This window comes from Leucothrix arctica, from assembly GCF_003172895.1.
Taxonomy (GTDB): Bacteria; Pseudomonadota; Gammaproteobacteria; order Thiotrichales; family Thiotrichaceae; genus Leucothrix; species Leucothrix arctica.
The window spans coordinates 164,878-182,688 of sequence record NZ_QGKL01000039.1; the positions used below are offsets into that span (position 1 = coordinate 164,878).

Here is a 17,811-nt window from a genome sequence, read left to right on the forward strand (position 1 = left end):
ATAAGCATAAATAGTGCTTTTAAGGTTGTAGACCGTTTGTGCCCTAACAAGTGAAATAGTTAGAGAGAATCTGTATAGGTATATAAATGATACGTTGGCAATCCACAGAGAAGGGCTCACCTTTTTTAATGAAAATGTTTCAAAGGATTCTGATTTTTTGCCAGGTTGCAATGATATCAGGGGCTTTGATTTCTTTATTTTTAGGCGTGGCCGCTGTTGAAGGCAATAGTGTACTTGGCGTTCGCTACATGACTATTGCGCTATCGACGGGGGCTTTATTGTTGCTCTATTGCTTCAAGTTACTGAGAGATGGCAAGCAGGTGCAAGCGGGTGCCGTATTTCTTTGGGTGACAACGTTTGTTATTAGCTATGCGGCTTGGGTGGGTGGTGGGCTACTAAGTATCTCTATAGTGTGTTTTCCTGTGTTGCTCCTATTCGCCGGTTTATTTGCCGAAGCATTTGTTTTCTTCTCCGTCGGTTCTTTCCTTGTTGGCGTGGTTGTTTACTTGGGAATGATGGATGTTTTAGATACCTCCTTTAATCCCATTGAAGCACTTGTTCCTGCTGAAGCGCGTCTGGGTGGTTTTGTATCTATCCTGTTAACGTCCGGCTTTTGTGGCTGGACTTTTGGTCGTGACATGCGTGGCGCGTTTAAAGCGCTTAATAGCGAACACCAACTTGTTGTTGAGTCTCAGGCTGTGATTCAAGAACTAGCTTACAAGGATGCATTGACGGGACTTTTAAATAGAGCCGCGGCAAAAGAAGCTTACGAAATAATGCTGACAAACATAAATTTCAATGAGGAACGTATCGCGTTCTACTTTATTGATCTTGATAATTTTAAAGTAATCAATGATCTATTTGATCACGAAGCAGGTGATCAGTTGTTGATTACGATTGCCAATCGGCTTCAACGGCTAACACGTCAAGAGGACATTGCTTGTCGCTTGGGTGGTGATGAGTTTGTTGTGTTTGTCAGAGCTAAAGCGAGTTTTGATTTTGACGGTTTAGCGCAAAGAGCGATGAGTGCCGTTGCACAACCGCATTATATTTTGGGGGCTGAGGCAGAGGTGACAGCCTCCATAGGTATAGCCCTTGTTTCTGAAAAAGGCCTAAGCTTTGATGAGGTGCGAAAAAAGTCTGACATGGCAATGTACAAGGCCAAGCAGTCAGGAAAAAATAAATACCACTATTACAGCGAGTCACTTCATACCGAATATATGAAAAGTCTTAATGTATTGAATGGTTTAAAAGACGCGTTATCAGAAGGTTTCCTCGACTTATACTTTCAGCCTCAGATTAATTTAGAAACAAACAAAATAGACAGCGCTGAAGCCTTGTTACGTTGGAACAGAGGTAACCCTTACGGCTTTAATCCCGATGATTTTATACCTGTTATTGAGTCGACTGAGTTGATTCATGATATTGGCGCGTGGGTGATACAAGAAGCATGCCGGGCCTGTAAAAAATGGCACGAACAAGGTCATCATATTAGTATCGCAGTCAATGTTTCAGCACTACAAATTACCCGTTTTAACTTTTACTCTATCGTAGAGGATGCTTTAAAAGAGAGTGGTTTAGACGCTAATTTTTTAGAAATAGAACTCACAGAGCATGTTCTGTTAACTGAAAACATGGAAGTGCGATCACGACTGAAAGCGTTGAAAGATTTGGGTATCAAATTAGCCATTGATGATTTTGGCACTGGTTACTCAAATATGAATTACCTGACTCGCCTGAGGGTTGACGTGCTTAAGCTTGATAAGAGTTTTATATCCGAGATCAATGTATCCAAAGACTCACGTGTCATCGTTACAGCGATTATTGAAATGGCGAATGTTTTAGGTATGCAGGTAATTGCGGAAGGTGTTGAATCAATCATTCAGCGAAATACATTAAGAGAGCTTGGTTGTGGTTTAGGGCAAGGTTTTTTATGGTCCAAAGCATTGCCTAACCTGGCCTTACTGGCGTTTTTAGATAGTTCTCTAAAGAGTGGCTATTTGAAGGTTCTTGATGATTATGAACAGAGTAACTCCGTACTAAACTAAAGGATATCGTTAAACTACCTTAAATGTAATGAGTGGGTTAGTTGATGTTAGCTAGTCTGGTTTTTTCTTTTCTAATGGCGGTACAGGATCGTAGCCCCAAGTACCCCAAGGCTGGCACTTTACTACTCGTTTCAAAGTCAGCCATAAACCTTTCAGTGCACCAAATCGTTCAATCGCTTCAAAGGAATACCGTGAACACGTTGGTTCATGTCGGCAGTTTGCGCCGATAACAGGGCTCAGCACTAGCTGATAACCCCGAATCATCCAGAGTAAAACTCGTTTCATTTACCGTAAAGTGTAGAAGGGTCGATAAGCGGCTCAGAGTCCGTTTTAAGCGTACTGCCTTCAACGACACGGTAGAAACACGTTCGGCGACCTGTGTGGCACGCTGGGCCAGTCTGATCCACTTCTAGTAGCAATGTATCGGCATCACAATCAACGCGGAAGGCTTTTAACATTTGTACCTGTCCAGAGCTTTCGCCTTTACGCCACAGTGACTGACGAGAGCGTGACCAGTAACAGACACGATAATTACTGAGCGTTTCACGAATCGATGTTTCATTCATCCATGCCATCATTAACACTTCACCCGTGTCATGCTGCTGAGCAATCGCTGGTATCAAACCATCGTCATTAAATGTCAGCTGCTTGATGAAGTCCTCAACAAACTCAGGACTAGGAATGATCGGTTGTGTCTCTGTACTCATGATGGGTCGCTCTGTTCGGTAGTGTTACGGACATAGTTTGCTTTATCGCAACGGCTTAGGTAGTCAGCCCAATGTTCGGCTTGCTTATCACCAAGGTCGCGAAGGTAGTTCCAGTCAAATAAGCCACTGTCATGGCCATCGTCAAAGGTGATTTTAATAGCGTAATGACCAACAGGATCAATCGCAGTGATGTTCACCTGTTCTTTACCTATTTGTAGTGTTGCCTGACCAACGCCGTGTCCACGCACTTCCGCAGAAGGTGAGTAGACACGGAGCAGTTCGCACGGAAGTTGATGCACCACATCGTCAGGCCAAGTCAGTTCGAGTAGGCGTGACTTTTGGTGTAGGGCTATTTCAGAGGGTGTCATAACAAGCTTCCGTGTAATTAATCCGCTAACTTTACAAGATGTAGCGAGATAGGTCTTCGTCTTTCACCAATTCGCCTAAAGTATCGTCAACTTTCTTAGCATCAACAAGTACCGTTGCTTCACAGTCTGGCGCGCGGAATAATTCATCTTCCAGCAAACGCTCAACAATAGTGTGTAGACGACGTGCACCAATGTTCTCAGTAGACTCATTCACATCAAACGCATGTTGTGCAAGACGCTCAATACCGTCAGCCGTGAAAGTCAAATCAACACCTTCAGTCTTTAGTAGACCAATGTACTGCTCAGTCAATGACGCGTTAGGCTCAACCAAAATACGCTCAAAGTCTTTAGCCGTTAATGCTTCTAACTCAACACGAATCGGTAGACGACCCTGTAACTCAGGAATCAAGTCAGACGGTTTCGCAAGGTGGAATGCACCCGATGCAATAAACAAAATGTGATCCGTTTTGATAACGCCGTATTTAGTCGTTACAGAACAACCTTCAATCAGTGGTAGCAAGTCACGCTGAACACCTTCACGAGAAACATCTGCGCCGCCGCTATTGCTTCCTTTACGAACGACTTTGTCGATCTCATCAAGGAATACAATACCGTTTTGCTCAACGTTATGAACGGCTTTTTGCTTAATCTCTTCTTCGTTAAGCATCTTCAGCGCTTCGTCATCAGCAAGCAGTTTCAACGCTTCTTTGATTTTAACTTTACGCTTTTGTGTTTTGCCTTTGCCCATATTGGCAAACATGCCCTGAAGCTGGTCAGCCATGTCTTCCATGCCTGGAGGCGCCATAATGTCTACGTTGCCTGCAGCTTGGGCGACATCGATTTCAATCTCTTTGTCGTCTAGCGTGCCTTCACGTAATTTCTTACGGAATTTTTGGCGCGTAGCATTATTTTCAGGAACTTTTGCTTCACCATCGTCATTATCAAACCAGCTGTCACCATTATCAGGAGCAGTCGACTTTGGTGATGGCAATAAAATGTCTAATACGCGCTCTTCAGCAGCATCTTCAGCACGGTATTTGTGCTTCTTTACTTCTTGTTCGCGAGTCAGTTTGATCGCAATCTCTGCTAAGTCACGAATAATGGTATCGACTTCTTTACCGACATAACCCACTTCTGTGAACTTAGTGGCTTCAACTTTAATGAATGGCGCGTTTGCTAGCTTAGCTAGACGACGAGCAATTTCTGTTTTACCAACACCGGTTGGCCCAATCATCAAAATATTTTTTGGTGTTACTTCGTGACGTAGCTCTTTGCCCAACTGCTGACGACGCCAGCGGTTACGTAACGCAATAGCAACAGCACGTTTAGCATTTGCTTGACCTACAACGTGGTTGTCGAGTTCCTGTACGATTTCTCTAGGAGTCATTGACATGATCATGTTTCCTTAAAGTTCTTCAATAGTTCGGTTGTGATTGGTATAGATACAGATGTCAGCCGCAATGCCGAGACCTTTCTCGACGATGTCACGCGCTTCCATATCTGTATTGTCCATTAGCGCACGTGCTGCAGACTGAGCAAATGGACCACCTGAACCTATCGCAATCAAGTTATCTTCTGGTTCGATAACATCCCCATTACCCGTAATGATTAATGACGTCTCACTGTCAGCAACCGCTAGTAATGCTTCTAGCTTCCGCATAGCGCGGTCACTTCGCCAATCTTTTGCAAGCTCAATGGCTGCACGGGTTAGGTTACCATTATGTTCGCCGAGTTTTGCTTCAAAGCGTTCAAATAGAGTAAAGGCATCCGCAGTACCACCAGCAAACCCCGCAATGACTGTTCCATTGTGCAAACGTCTTACTTTTTTTGCGTTGCCTTTCATGACGGTATTGCCTAATGACACCTGTCCATCACCACCGATTACTACTTTGCCGTTACGGCGAACCGACAGAATGGTTGTACCTCGATATTGCTCCACGATCAAACTCCGTTTTTATTTGGTTTAAGGGTTTTATGTTGGGGTTGAAAGAACGTATTTCAAGCATGTTGCAAAATTGGGTATACTGCCTCCTTTATAAAGCGCAGGGAGATTTCCATGGTTAAGAATATTTGCTTCGGAAACTGGGTTTTTTTATTCATTTCGGTTGGCCTGTTAACTGTCACACTTAGTGGTTGTGGCAACAAGGGTGATTTGTATTTACCTGATACAACAGAGACGACCAAAGACAAGAAGAAAGTAAATTAATGGATTATTTTAACTATAAGCAAGGCCAGCTTTATGCTGAAGATGTATCGGTAAAGGCGATTGCAAATACTTACGGTACACCTTGTTATATCTACTCTCGTGCCACGTTAGAGCGTCATTGGCATGCATTTAATGATGCATTTGGTGATCAAGATCACCTGATTTGTTATTCAGTGAAAGCGTGTTCAAACATTGCGATCCTTAACTTGTTTGCACGTTTAGGCTCAGGCTTTGACATTGTGTCAGTGGGTGAGTTGGAGCGTGTCCTTGCTGCCGGTGGGGACCCAAGTAAGGTCGTTTTCTCTGGTGTTGGTAAGCGTGAAGATGAAATGCGCCGTGCGCTTGAAGTCGGCATTCGCTGTTTCAACATAGAGTCAGAAGGCGAATTAGATCGCTTGAATAATGTGGCTCGCGAAATGGGTAAAGCTGCTGCGATCTCTATTCGTGTAAATCCTGACGTTGATGCGCAGACTCACCCATACATCTCTACAGGCTTAAAAGAGAACAAGTTTGGTATCGATATTGATGTGGTTGAAGACGTTTATCTTCGCGCTGAAGGGATGCCTAATATCAAAGTTGACGGTATTGATTGCCACATTGGTTCTCAGTTGACAGAAGTTGCGCCATTTTTAGACGCGTTAGATCGTGTACTTGATCTTGCTGATCGCTTGAAAGAGAAGGGTGTTGAGATACATCATCTTGATCTAGGTGGCGGATTAGGTGTGCGTTATAAAGATGAAACGCCACCACTGCCTGCTGAATACATGCAGAAGATGATGGAAAACACACGTCTAAAAGACTACCAAGTATTGATTGAGCCAGGTCGTGCGATTGCGGCTAACTCTGCGATTTTGGTGTCTCGTGTTGAGTACTTGAAGCCGGGTGAAGAGAAGAGCTTCGCGATTATTGATGCAGCGATGAATGACTTGATTCGTCCATCACTTTACCAAGCTTGGCAGAATATTATTCCAGTAGTTGAAGTCGCGGAAGATGCAGCAACGTCTTGCTACGACGTGGTTGGCCCAATCTGTGAGACAGGTGACTTCTTGGGTAAAGATCGTGACTTGAGTCTGAAGCAAGGTGACTTGGTAGCAATTCGCTCATCAGGTGCTTATGGTTTCACTATGGCTTCAAACTACAACACTCGTCCACGTGCCTGTGAAGTGTTGGTTGATGGCGATCAGGTGCACCAGATTCGTCGTCGCGAGACGATAGAAGAGTTATTTGCTGGCGAAACATTACTACCTTAATTTAGTTGCCTTTTATTGGTACAAACCTGTTTAACAAGAAGATCAAGTCATGAAGCTAAAACGAGAAACGTTAGAACTTGGAAGTAATATTCAACATGCCGTGATTTGGTTGCATGGCTTAGGTGCGGATGGGAATGATTTTGTGCCTATCGTGCCTGAGTTGGGTTTGCCAAAAGATGCAGGTGTGCGGTTTATATTTCCACACGCGCCATCACGTCCAGTGACCTTAAACAACGGCATGTCTATGCCAGCTTGGTATGACATTATTTCGCTAGACCGAACCAAAAATGTTGAGATGGATGACCTTTTGGCGACTGTTGATTGGATCAGTGTTTTGATCGATGAGCAGGTTGCGTTAGGTATTGATCCTGAGAATATTATTTTGGCGGGCTTCTCTCAGGGTGGAGTGCTTGCACTGCATACTGCGCTGCGTTATTCAAAACGTTTGGGCGGTATTGTGGCGCTGTCTACATACTTCCCGTTTGCAGACGAGACAATTGCAGAAATGCCTAAGGGATATGAGCAGATCCCTGTGTTTACTGCACATGGTACGCATGACCCTGTTATTCCTGTGACATGGTGGCATGATTATGCGCCTAAGTTGGAAGAACAGGGTTTTTCTGTTGTTGCAAAGAGTTATCCTATGGAGCACTCAGTGCATCCGCAGGAGATTGTGGATTTGGGTGCTTGGTTTAAAGACCAATTGTAAGCTCGTTAATTGTACAAGTTGGTCTGTCTATCTTTCGAGAGATTGCAAGTTTTCATACTTATGCGCATAATGGTGCGCATGAATATGAAGTAGGAGAAAAGTAATGGACTTTCTATATGATATGCAGGCTCCAAAAAAGGCGACTAACTTAAGTATCAACAGCGACCTTTTGAGCCGAGCGCGTTCGCTTAATATCAATCTATCTTCCACACTTGAATCGGTACTTAAGCAGTTATTGGCTGAGGAACAAGCTAAGCAATGGAAAGTTGAAAACCGTAAAGCCGTTCAAGCCTACAATCATTTTTTAGAAGAAAATGGTTGTTTTAGTGATGAGTACCGTACTTTTTAATGTCTCAATTTACTGTTTACCAAAACCCGAATGCTGCATCTCGCAAAGCGTATCCGTATATTTTAGACGTACAAAATAGTGTGATTGATGAGCTTTCAACTAGAATTGTGATTCCGTTAGGAAGGTTAAATGATTTCGGGAGTCAGCAAATGAAAACGCTATCGCCAGTTGTTGAGCATGACGGAGAGAAGTTTGTGCTGCTGACTAGTCAAATCACTTCTATTCCTTTGCGGCTGCTTAAAAAGCCAGTTGGCTCATTAAGTGTTATGAGGTCAGAAATTGTTTCTGCGATTGATTTCGCTATTACTGGAATTTAAGAACAACTAAGTTGTAAATTACTATCTAGTTCTTCGTTTAAAATCAATGTACTAAATTTTAAACGTCTGGATCTTTCACAAATCGTGTTTTTCGCTTTTTCGGTAATAAAGTACTTACTATGATATTCGGCATTAAAAACCGCTTTATCTGCTTGAGTAAACGACGCTAAGCGTTCGCATTCCTCATATTCAAAGCACTGCTCGTTGACCGCAAAGTCAAAATGACCCACCAGCTGCTCGATTTGATCTAAATTGTTTTTCAAGCCAATAGCCAAGCCTCTTTCATGGGCTTGTTCAGCTAGCCATTTGTTGTAGTTGAGTTGGTCATTTGCGGTGAGCTTGAAGCCAGATTCATTTGCATAGCCATCGACATTATCAGGCTCAACCCCATCACAGTCTTTCTGCTTAGCAAGGTCTAGCCTTGCAGTCATGATTGGTTTTAAGCTATCCGAGCGAACGTCTAGCCACTGCTCATCCTCCCAACCATCTAAGATAGAACCGAGCGCGGCTTTATCAAATTGCTGTGCATCATCTCGCCAGTTTTCATAAGAGCCAGCAGAGAAGTAGCAAATGACTTTTTTGCCGTTGCCGTGAAGGGTGTTGATTAAAGACTTTGGAGAGTCGAAGAGGTCTATATCATAAATATCGACGGGCAAGTTTGGATTGATCTCTCCCTGTAACTGCCAGTGCCAAGTACTTGATGTAGTAGGTTGATACCATGAGGTTCTAGCATCGAGATTATTTGAGTTTTCTTGCGCGTTGCAGGCACCAATCATTAATGTGAATAAACACACGAGTATCTTTTTTAGTCTCATATAGATTGGCCACTGATTTGTAGAGGCCAATGATTCTATCTGTTTTCACCTTAAGTAATAAGCCTACAACGGACGGTAGGCTTATATAGTTACTCACTTACAGGTGCTGCTTTCTGAAATGCATCAAGCTGTTCACATTGCTCGGTTATAGCGACTAATCTAGGATAAGGTGAAAGGTTGCATTCAAAACGTCGAGCATTGAACATCTGCCCGACTAAACAGACATCCGCCAAGGTGGGACTATCCCCAAAGCAGTAGGTGCTTTGAAGACGTTGCTGTAGTAATGCTTCCAAAGCAGTAAAGCCTTCGGCAACCCAGTGTCGATAAAATGTGAGCTTGGTACTTTCCTCTGCTCCCATTTCATTCACCAGATACTTCAATACCCGCAGGTTATTCAACGGATGAATATCGCAGGCAATGACTTGAGCAAAGGCGCGTACCTCTGCTCTTTGTATCGGGTCGGCAGGTAATAAGGCGTTTTCTGGATATACCTCTTCCAAATATTCACAAATTGCCAGTGACTGAGTCAGTACCTGACCATTATCCAACCGTAGCGCAGGCACTAAGCCTTGAGGGTTGAACCGTAAGTAATCACTACTGCCTTCCTCGCCTTGCAATAAGTTAATTACCTGAGTTTGGTAGTCAATACCTTTGAGGTTCAAAACTATACGAACGCGGTAGGCAGCAGTAGAGCGAAAGTAGTCATATAAAAGCATCTGCTAGTCCTTACTGAGAGCTACTTAAAAGTGTCATAACTTTGGTAGTACTGTACTTTCGACACTTCCCAAGCCAATTCGACGCTTGCCATCTTGCTCACACCAAGCACGCATAATGACTTTGTCTCCATCTTCTAGGAAGGTACGCATTTCTCCATTGCCTAGATCAACAGGCTCTTTACCGCCCCTAGTTCGCTCAATTAAAGCACCTTCCTGACCAGTATCTGGACCAGACATAGTCCCACTACCAAGGAGATCACCTGCTCGCAGATTACAACCGTTGACGGTGTGATGTGCGACCATCTGAGCCACTGTCCAATAGGAGTAGTCAAAGTTAGTCAGTCCTATGCTGATTGGTGCTGTGCCTTCATTGCGCATTTTTTTAGTTTCAATAAGCACTTCTAGTTTCAAGTCAAAACCACCCTGTTGTCGGTTTTGGTCCGAATCAAGGTAATCTAATGGTTGTGGGTCTTCCTCAGGGCGTGTCCAATTGGTTCTGAATGGCGCGAGCGCTTCCGTGGTGATAATCCACGGTGACAGTGTCGACGCAAAGTTTTTGGCTAAAAATGGCCCTAGTGGCTGGTATTCCCATGCTTGCATATCGCGTGCTGACCAGTCATTTAAAACACATAAACCAAATACATGGTCTTCTGCTTTATCGATGGTAATTGCTTGGCCTTGCTTATTACCCTTACCAATGTAAATACCGACTTCTAACTCATAATCCAGACGTTTAGAGGCAGCGTAAACGGGTATATCAGCATCTGGTGCTTTGATCTGACCACAAGGTCGAGGGAAATCAGCGCCTGAAACATCTAATGATGAGCTACGACCATGATAACCAATAGGTACCCATTGGTAGTTTGGAAGCAGTGGGTTGTCTGGGCGGAACAGGGAGCCAATGTTTCTGGCATGATGAATCGATGCGTAAAAGTCTGTGTAATCGCCGATTTGAGCAGGTAGTGCGTACTCAGCGTCAGCTTGTGCAACTAAACATGTTTCAAGTTGTGACTGTTCGCTAGCGCCTTCTCGTAGGGAGCGTGAAAGTGCTAAACGTAATGCTGACCACGTCTCTTTACCCATATCCATGAAACGGTTTAAGCGACTTTCGGCAGCAGCGTCCAGTGCTTTGCCTGCGAGTCCGTCGTACAGGCCTGTAGTCTGAAGCGCAGCTAAATCAACGATTTGATCGCCAATGGCAACACCACCACGAAAAGCTTCGTCAGTGCCTTGGCGACGAAACGCTGCAAACGGCAGGTTTTGAATCGAAAAGTCAGTGCCTGATTCGTTAGCAGAGGCAACCCAGCTTTGTAGGCTAGGGTCATGTGTTTCATTAAGCATTATCATTTTAGTCGTGACTCCCATCATGTAACCATGACGCATGTTTTGGGGCGCGTTTGGTTTCTGCCCATTCGTTTAACATATTCCACTTAACCACATCCAATTTGGCATTCATTTCAGCGGTACTAGTATCAACTGCAAGCTCTAGACGGTGACCATTTGGGTCAAAAAAGTAGATGGATTTAAACAGTACGTGATTTGTTGGCCCAATGACTTCGATGCCGTCTGCTTCGAGTAGTGCTTTGGTGTTAATTAAATCGTCCAAGCTATCTGCTTTAAGCGCTAGGTGCTGTACCCACGCAGGTGTGTTTTCATCGCGCCCCATCTCTGGCTGCTCTGGCAGCTCAAAGAATGCCAAGACATTGCCATTACCCGCATCTAAAAACACGTGCATGTAAGGGTCATAAGCACCTGTTGAAGGGACGTGGTCTTCTGCAAAAGCCAGTTGATAGTCCATGTTTAGATACTTTTCGTACCAAACTACGGTCTCTTTGGCATCCTTGCAGCGATACGCTACATGATGCACTCCCGAAAGTTTCATTGGGTTGTTCTCCATTAATAATATTAGGCGCGGTATGCGGGCAGCGGCGCACGATCTTGTAATTCAATCATTTGACGAACCATAGTTTCCATCAGCTCGTGTTTCACCGATTGGCTATCAGGGTCATCAAATAAGTTATTCATTTCATCTGGGTCATTTTCTAAGTCATATAGCTCATGCCAATCTTCACCTTGTCGTAATGACATTCGGTAACGTTCAGTGACAACGGTACGTACCCGCTGAGGCTTATCAAAGCCTGTCATGGTGCGCTGGCTATCTTCTTCAACAATTGCAGCTAATGGCGGCTCACTGTTAAATAAGTCACGCCCTTGGATGCCGTTGTAAGCTTGAACGCCTGCGCGTGCCAGGATGGTGGAGGCAATATCAATCGATGAAGCAAGTTCAGAGCATAGTGGTTGATCAGCTGATTGTGTTGGGTCAGACCAAATGAATGGCACTTTGATTAAACCTTGATAGTGCATTAGTAACTTCAACATCAAACCGTGATCACCCATGTAATCGCCGTGATCACTAGTAAAGATAACGATAGTGTTATCGGCAACGCCGAGCGTTTCTAGCTGTTCCAAAACGCGACCGATTGCATCGTCGACCATCGTGATTAAGCCGTAAGTGAGGGCGAGAATATTGCGTGTTTCATCTGCGGTGACGGCAAAAGGGCTTTGGTTATCCCGAGGATCTGTACCGTTTTCCATTGCTTCACGCATTGCGACTAGTGGCGGTAACTCTCCTTTTCCAAATGACGCGGGTAATTCCATATCTGCAGGGTCATACATGTCCCAGTATTTTCCTGGTGGATTAAATGGGTGGTGTGGGTCAGGAAACGACATTTTCAAAAAGAACGGCTTGTCGGTTTTTGTTTGATCGGCTAGCCACTGCTCTGATTGTTGGGCAATCCAGTTAGTTGAATAAAGCGCCTCAGGAACAGCAGTTCGCCATGCTTGAGGTGCTTCCATGCCTTCAAAAGGTAGTGCATTTTCTTTGCCGACAAGAGACTCAAAGTCAGGGTGTTGCTGTTTCGCCCACAGTAAATAATCCCCACCGGCATGATCGCCATGGTCAGTCGCTACTTCCACATGCTCAAAGCCGTAGAAGTTGTCGTCTATTCGTTCGGCTAGGGGGCGCTCCCATTTTGTAGTGTCTTCAAGGTCATATTCGCTTCCATGACGATTATTTTTAAAGGCATCACGCAGTGGTGTTGGTGGTGTGTGTAGCTTTTCATTAGGTGTGTAAGCGTTGGTTGCGGGTAGCCCTGTGAAGCTTTGTAAGTGCGATTTTCCGATGAGTGCGGTGCTGTAACCCGCCTCTCTTAGTAGCTCAACAAAGGTTGTATGGTCGTGAGATAGTGGAATACCGTTATGCCGTGAGCCATGCAGCGACGACATACGACCTGTCATTATCGACGCACGATTGGGCATACAAATAGGGTTCGCGACATAAAAGCGATCCCAGCGGGTTCCCGTTGCAGCAACCTTGTCGATATTCGGCGTTTTGACTATTTTATTGCCATAGCAACCTAGATGATCCGCACGATGCTGATCGGTCATGATGAACAGAAAGTTAGGTTGTTTTTTCATGACTGTGGCTCCTTATTAGCAGCGACTGCTACATGAGTGGGTATTAGCTTCTTGGCTCGGTTGACGTCGAAATAGATCAGTGCTGCACCTATTAATATGGCAGGGATATGAAATATTGGATCTGTCATTAACATGACAAAAGCAGCCGTAAAGCGCAGTACAACTTCAGGAATGCTGAGCTTTACGCGGTCATAAGCTGATAGTGCGGATGAGAATAGCCAGATGCAGAACATGGTACGGAGGACGATCCATACAAAGCTCAATAGGTTAAATTCTTCAATAATCAATAACGTAGGGTAGAACGCAAAGATGAATGGAATAATGAACTTTGCCATACCTAGTCGGAATGCCATGAATGAAGTAATGAGTGGATTAGCCATCGCGATAGGGGCGGCGGCGTAGGCGGCGATGGCAACCGGTGGGGTCAAGGAAGAAGCAACACCATAGTAGAATACGAACATATGTGCCGTTAGCATTGATAGGCCGAGTTCCTGAATCGCAGGCCCCATGACTAATATGATAATGAGGTAAGCCGGTAGTGTTGGCATACCCATACCTAGTACTAGTGCGCCACACATCGCAACTAATAAAGCAGAGAATAAGCTTTCACCGCGGATGGCAGCGATCACATTGGCCAGCTTTAGTCCTAGCCCTGTTGAGTCAAGTGCGCCCACCAAAATGCCGATGGCTGCGATTGCGATGAGTAGTGTCGCACCTGATTCAGCACCCTTTAAAAACGAGTGCCAGAGACGTATTGGATGTGCTCTAACTTTAGGGTTAATGACCGATAGAGCAACTAACACAATGACGGCATAGAAGCCGGCAGCAGCCGTTGAAAGCCCCATTAGCATGGTAGTAATAACGGTTGCAATAGGCGCGACGAATAAGATGGAGTTAATCATATCCACCCGTGTGATCTTGTCATCGGTAGTCATGTCCTGAACTTCGATGCCTTGGCGACGTGCTTCAACGGTAACTGCCGCAAATAAACTGAAATAGTAAAATAGTGCAGGTACTAGCGCCGCAACAATGATGCTGAGGTAGCCGACACCCGTTAGGTCTGCCATGACTAAGGCAGCAGCCCCCATAATTGGCGGCATAATCTGTCCACCTGATGATGCAGTTGCTTCAACACCCGCTGCAAACTCCGGTGAAAAACCACGCTTTTTAATCATTGGAATGGTGAACGTTCCCGTACCAACAATATTGGCAACGGTCGAGCCTGACATTGTTCCGAATAATGATGACGCTACAATGGCGGCATGTGCTGGGCCACCACGGGTTTTACGCGTCAAGAGAAATGCGAATTTTAGGAGTGTGTCTCCTGCTCCTGTACCTTCGAGTAGCACGCCAAAGATAATAAAGATAAAGACGGTGGCAAGTACGATATTAGTAATCGAACCAAACACACCCTTGTTGGTGTTGTACCAAAGCGCTTCAGACATCTCAACGACTGAAAAGCCGGAGTGTGCCATGATGCCCGGTAGATCTTGCCCGAATATCAAATAAATGACGGCAAGTGATCCGACGGCAAACAGTCCCCAGCCCCATAAACGACGAGTCAGCTCTAAGAAAACAACGAGTCCTGCGATGGCAGGCCATGCATCAGCATTGCTTACATCGTACAAGAACTCTTCCATTTGAGTCTGCACAGAATAGAAAGACCATATAGACCATAAACCCGCGATGAGTAAGATCGCATCAATGATAATGTGCATCTTTGCCTTGGGTACCCCGTCAGGGTTGGCAATACGACGTCGCGTATGTGCTGCCGCGATACCTGCGATTAGCGCGAGGGCAAAGCCAATAGCGCGATGCCACTTTGGGTCTACGAGGCCCATGCCTGAGCTATACAGTGCTAACACGCCGAGTAGCGCGCAGGCACAGCCAGCTATAATGTAGTACAGGCGTGTGACGCCTTCAGTATTGTTAGTCACTGTGGTCATAATGAAACTCTTTCAATGAAGATGATATTGAATGACTGAGGTGCAGAGCCTGAACGGCAGGCTCTGCGAGTAACGATCAGAATTTAAGGGCGAAGGTTGTCAGGAATCTCAAAGCCTGCTTCTTCATAGTAACGAATAGCGCCTGGGTGTAATGGCACATTGATTGCTGTGAAAGCCGTTTCTTTGGTGACATCTTTCAAGAAGAAAGCGGTGTTTTGTACTTCTTTGATGTTGTCCCAAAACCCTTTGGTTGCCTTATACACAACATCATCGGATAAACCAGAATGTGTACCCACAAACTGGAAGAAACCAAGCGAGTTAATATTGCCCTTGGTTAGCTGGCCTTTGTAAATTCCACCATCAAACTTAGTCATGCCTCGTCCTGCGGCACCCAGCTGTTTTTTCATGCCTTCTTTTTCCATTGATGCTTCAGGGATAGATAGCACTCTGAACTCACCCGATAAACCAAATTGCTCAATACGTGATGAGCCAATTTCTGCAGGACGAATCATCATGTCGATTTTCTTGTCAGATAGTGCGGCAATTCCTTCACCCCAACTTAGACGAACGGCTTTGTAGTCTTTGCCCGCTTCATAACCAGTAATATTTTTGATTAATGCTTCTGAAGTAGCAGAAGCTGAGCCTGCTGGTGGACCTGTAAATACGGTCTTTCCCTTGATGTCTTCCCAGTTCTCAATGCCGGACCCTGCAAGTGTTACTGGGTGGTAAGCGCCTGCTTCAAAGCCAAAAATAGATCTTAAGTTTTTAGATAGCTCAGGTGCTTCATCGATTTTTGCGTACATTCTTTGCTGGCCAGCCATAAGGTTGACTAGACTAGGTACAGTGGAGAAAAAGTCGATTTGACCTTTAGCGCCTTTAAGCATGGATTTTGTTAATGTCTGTCCCGCATTAACCTGAATTTCCACATCGTTTTTACCCGCTTGGTTGCTGAATGAAACGAATACAGTATGGACTGGGTCACCAACACCTGCTGTCTCACCTTTGTGAATTTCAGCATTAGCAACGTTATGGCTTAGCGCTAGGACTAAGGCAGCACTGGCTAGTCTCTTTAGTAAAATCATATAACCTCCTCAATTGGTTATTTCCAGTATATACAAGTAGATGTATAAGATATAATACCAGTTCACAAGTAACTCATAACATTTTGGTATGAAACTAGATCCCCGCCACTTAGCGCAACTGTCGGTAATTCTTGAAGCGGGTTCTTATCAACTTGCTGCGGAAAAGTTGGGCGTTACGCAGCCTGCGCTTAGTCGAAATATTAAAACTTTGGAAGAGCGTTTAGGCGGTGCTGTTTTTGATCGATCAGGTCGAAAAGCAGTTCCTACAGAGCTAGGGCGTCGTCTCGCGCGGTCAGGTTTTTCTATTCGCATCGCGGAAGAACAGGCGAGTGCTTACGCTGCTTTAGTTACCGAAGGCACGGCTGGCGAGCTTCGTATTGGTGCTCCACCCATTGTGGCGGGCCGCTTTATACAGGCACGCTGGCAAAACTGTTGAATAACAACCCAGATGTTATTACAGAGCTTCGTGTGGGGTTAGTGCATGAATTACGTTCGTTATTGGAGCGTGGACGAATAGATTTAGTGATTGGTCCGCGTAGTTTGGCGGAAACAGAAGCAGGCTTAACATTTGAGCCGATTGTGGATGACCGAGTGGGAATTTGGTGCAATGTGGAACACGAGTTAACCAAGTGTCAGGATTTATCTCTTAAGCAATTAGAGCGTCAGCGATGGGTGATGCACTCTAGGGGGAGTATGTTACGTCAGCAAACTGAAACGGCATTGATTTCGATGGGGCTTGAGCGGTTTCATATTGGTTGCGAAACGGATTCTATCCGTACGGTACTAGAGTTAGTTGAGAAAACCGACATGATCACAACCATGCCGAGAGAGTCAACCACGCCTTATATTGAAAATAAGCTGGTCTTCTTGGACTTTGATCAGTCTCAGTTTCATCGACCTATTGGCGCAATCAGTCGACGGGATCAAGAAGTCAGTCAGTTGGGAAAACGATTTATTGCGATGTTAAAAGAGCGGCGGTGACGTGATTTTAACCAGCTGTAGGAAAAGCGTTTTTAAGAGATAGTCGCTTACTTTTTACCTTGAGGCGCAGGCTGTGGACGCTCAAAGACCCACTTGTTGTCAGTAGAAAGACTAGGCGCATATTTATAACCCGCCGTATCAAAGTCCTGAATACCTTCTGGTGTTTCAATACGATTCCGCAAGATAAAGTCAGCCATCATGCCGCGTGCTTTCTTCGCATAAATTGCAACAATGCGCGTTTTACCCTCTTTCGTTTCTTTGAAGTCAATATTCAAAATACGGCCTTTTACCTGCTTAGGCTTGACCGACTTGTAATATTCATTGGAAGCAAGATTAACCAATACCGCTTCCTGCTGTTTCGCAAGCTCAGTATTCAAGCTATCAGTGATTTGATCACCCCAGAACTCATACAAGTTAGCACCACGAGGGTTCTCTAACTTAGTCTTCATTTCTAGACGATAGGCTTGTATCAAGTCCATTGGGCGAAGCGCGCCGTATAGGCCAGACAAAATACGTAGATGATCTTGAGCATAAGCCAAGTCATCAGGTGTCATCGTTGCAGCTTCAATACCGCTATACACATCACCTTTAAACGCAAACAGCGCAGGGCGTGCATTGTCTGGGTTAAAAGGCGTGTGGAACTGCTGAAAACGCTCAAAGTTTAACTTTGCAAGGTTTTCACTAATGCTCATTAACGACTCAATACGAGCAGGTTCGTAGTCACGTAACTGGTCAACCAGTAGTTGTGATTGATCTAACTGCTTAGGCAGGCTGAAATCACCATTTGGCATGGGGATATCAAAGTCCTGACCTTTTGAAGGAGAGAGAGTAACGAGCATT

General features: G+C 44.9%; 21 protein-coding genes. 8 read left to right on the top strand and 13 right to left on the bottom strand.

Going from position 1 to position 17,811, the window contains the following annotated elements:
- Positions 1-185: 185 nt before the first annotated feature.
- A complete protein-coding gene (locus DKT75_RS14945; protein ID WP_158278884.1) occupies positions 186-2,048 on the top strand; it encodes a putative bifunctional diguanylate cyclase/phosphodiesterase in 1,863 nt (620 codons plus the stop codon).
- A 51-nt stretch (positions 2,049-2,099) separates the two neighbouring features.
- Here the strand turns inward: DKT75_RS14945 and yidD are convergent, their stop codons facing one another.
- The 5 genes from yidD to hslV are packed head-to-tail and all read right to left on the bottom strand — an operon-like array spanning position 2,100 to position 5,062.
- A complete protein-coding gene (gene yidD, locus DKT75_RS14950) occupies positions 2,100-2,333 on the bottom strand; it encodes a membrane protein insertion efficiency factor YidD (protein ID WP_109824241.1) in 234 nt (77 codons plus the stop codon).
- Entirely contained in the window at positions 2,330-2,755 is a 426-nt protein-coding gene (gene hisI / locus DKT75_RS14955) for a phosphoribosyl-AMP cyclohydrolase (protein ID WP_109824242.1), read from the bottom strand. The genes yidD and hisI overlap by 4 nt, the downstream gene beginning before the upstream one ends.
- Positions 2,752-3,123, bottom strand: coding sequence for a gamma-butyrobetaine hydroxylase family protein (locus DKT75_RS14960; protein ID WP_109824243.1), 372 nt, complete (start codon positions 3,121-3,123; stop codon positions 2,752-2,754). The genes hisI and DKT75_RS14960 overlap by 4 nt, the downstream gene beginning before the upstream one ends.
- 31 nt (positions 3,124-3,154) lie before the next feature.
- The gene (gene hslU / locus DKT75_RS14965; RefSeq protein ID WP_211665451.1) at positions 3,155-4,522 is read right to left on the bottom strand and encodes an ATP-dependent protease ATPase subunit HslU; all 1,368 of its coding nucleotides are present in this window, start codon (positions 4,520-4,522) and stop codon (positions 3,155-3,157) included.
- 6 nt (positions 4,523-4,528) lie between these two features.
- Positions 4,529-5,062, bottom strand: coding sequence for an ATP-dependent protease subunit HslV (gene hslV, locus DKT75_RS14970; protein ID WP_109824244.1), 534 nt, complete (start codon positions 5,060-5,062; stop codon positions 4,529-4,531).
- A 117-nt stretch (positions 5,063-5,179) separates the two neighbouring features.
- Between hslV and lptM the strand changes: the two genes are divergently transcribed.
- The 5 genes from lptM to DKT75_RS14995 all read left to right on the top strand — a co-directional run bounded on the left by lptM (position 5,180) and on the right by DKT75_RS14995 (position 7,954).
- Positions 5,180-5,329 (top strand): LPS translocon maturation chaperone LptM, encoded by a 150-nt coding sequence (gene lptM, locus DKT75_RS14975; RefSeq protein WP_109824245.1) that lies wholly within the window; start codon positions 5,180-5,182, stop codon positions 5,327-5,329.
- Complete coding sequence (gene lysA / locus DKT75_RS14980; RefSeq protein WP_109824246.1) at positions 5,329-6,579, top strand: diaminopimelate decarboxylase; 1,251 nt, start codon at positions 5,329-5,331, stop codon at positions 6,577-6,579. The genes lptM and lysA overlap by 1 nt, the downstream gene beginning before the upstream one ends.
- A gap of 49 nt (positions 6,580-6,628) precedes the next feature.
- Positions 6,629-7,288: an alpha/beta hydrolase gene (locus DKT75_RS14985; protein WP_109824247.1), complete on the top strand. Its 660-nt coding sequence runs from the start codon at positions 6,629-6,631 to the stop codon at positions 7,286-7,288.
- Between the two features lie 103 nt (positions 7,289-7,391).
- Positions 7,392-7,637, top strand: coding sequence for a type II toxin-antitoxin system CcdA family antitoxin (locus tag DKT75_RS14990; protein WP_109824248.1), 246 nt, complete (start codon positions 7,392-7,394; stop codon positions 7,635-7,637).
- Positions 7,637-7,954 (top strand): CcdB family protein, encoded by a 318-nt coding sequence (locus DKT75_RS14995; protein WP_109824249.1) that lies wholly within the window; start codon positions 7,637-7,639, stop codon positions 7,952-7,954. The genes DKT75_RS14990 and DKT75_RS14995 overlap by 1 nt, the downstream gene beginning before the upstream one ends.
- On the opposite strand, the gene DKT75_RS15000 is transcribed toward DKT75_RS14995, so the two are convergent.
- The 7 genes from DKT75_RS15000 to DKT75_RS15030 all read right to left on the bottom strand — a co-directional run bounded on the left by DKT75_RS15000 (position 7,951) and on the right by DKT75_RS15030 (position 15,990).
- Positions 7,951-8,769 (bottom strand): endo alpha-1,4 polygalactosaminidase, encoded by an 819-nt coding sequence (locus tag DKT75_RS15000; RefSeq protein WP_109824250.1) that lies wholly within the window; start codon positions 8,767-8,769, stop codon positions 7,951-7,953. The genes DKT75_RS14995 and DKT75_RS15000 overlap by 4 nt on opposite strands.
- An 89-nt stretch (positions 8,770-8,858) precedes the next feature.
- Positions 8,859-9,485 (bottom strand): maleylacetoacetate isomerase, encoded by a 627-nt coding sequence (gene maiA, locus DKT75_RS15005; protein ID WP_109824251.1) that lies wholly within the window; start codon positions 9,483-9,485, stop codon positions 8,859-8,861.
- 33 nt (positions 9,486-9,518) lie between these two features.
- Complete coding sequence (gene fahA, locus DKT75_RS15010; RefSeq protein ID WP_109824252.1) at positions 9,519-10,832, bottom strand: fumarylacetoacetase; 1,314 nt, start codon at positions 10,830-10,832, stop codon at positions 9,519-9,521.
- A gap of 1 nt (position 10,833) precedes the next feature.
- Positions 10,834-11,367 carry a VOC family protein gene (locus DKT75_RS15015; RefSeq protein WP_109824253.1) on the bottom strand — a complete coding sequence of 178 codons (534 nt, stop codon included), beginning with the start codon at positions 11,365-11,367 and terminating at the stop codon, positions 10,834-10,836.
- 23 nt (positions 11,368-11,390) lie between these two features.
- Entirely contained in the window at positions 11,391-12,962 is a 1,572-nt protein-coding gene (locus DKT75_RS15020) for a sulfatase family protein (RefSeq protein WP_109824254.1), read from the bottom strand.
- Positions 12,959-14,908 (bottom strand): TRAP transporter permease, encoded by a 1,950-nt coding sequence (locus tag DKT75_RS15025; RefSeq protein WP_109824255.1) that lies wholly within the window; start codon positions 14,906-14,908, stop codon positions 12,959-12,961. The genes DKT75_RS15020 and DKT75_RS15025 overlap by 4 nt, the downstream gene beginning before the upstream one ends.
- An 83-nt stretch (positions 14,909-14,991) precedes the next feature.
- A complete protein-coding gene (locus tag DKT75_RS15030) occupies positions 14,992-15,990 on the bottom strand; it encodes a TAXI family TRAP transporter solute-binding subunit (RefSeq protein WP_109824256.1) in 999 nt (332 codons plus the stop codon).
- A gap of 88 nt (positions 15,991-16,078) precedes the next feature.
- Between DKT75_RS15030 and DKT75_RS15035 the strand changes: the two genes are divergently transcribed.
- Both DKT75_RS15035 and DKT75_RS15040 read left to right on the top strand, forming a co-directional pair.
- Positions 16,079-16,426, top strand: a complete 348-nt coding sequence (locus DKT75_RS15035; protein WP_109824257.1) for a LysR family transcriptional regulator — start codon at positions 16,079-16,081, stop codon at positions 16,424-16,426.
- Complete coding sequence (locus DKT75_RS15040; protein WP_158278885.1) at positions 16,423-16,971, top strand: LysR substrate-binding domain-containing protein; 549 nt, start codon at positions 16,423-16,425, stop codon at positions 16,969-16,971. Before DKT75_RS15035 ends, DKT75_RS15040 begins: the two co-directional genes overlap by 4 nt.
- Before the next feature lie 47 nt (positions 16,972-17,018).
- Here the strand turns inward: DKT75_RS15040 and yaaA are convergent, their stop codons facing one another.
- Positions 17,019-17,810, bottom strand: a complete 792-nt coding sequence (yaaA, locus tag DKT75_RS15045; RefSeq protein WP_109824259.1) for a peroxide stress protein YaaA — start codon at positions 17,808-17,810, stop codon at positions 17,019-17,021.
- Position 17,811 lies beyond the last annotated feature (1 nt).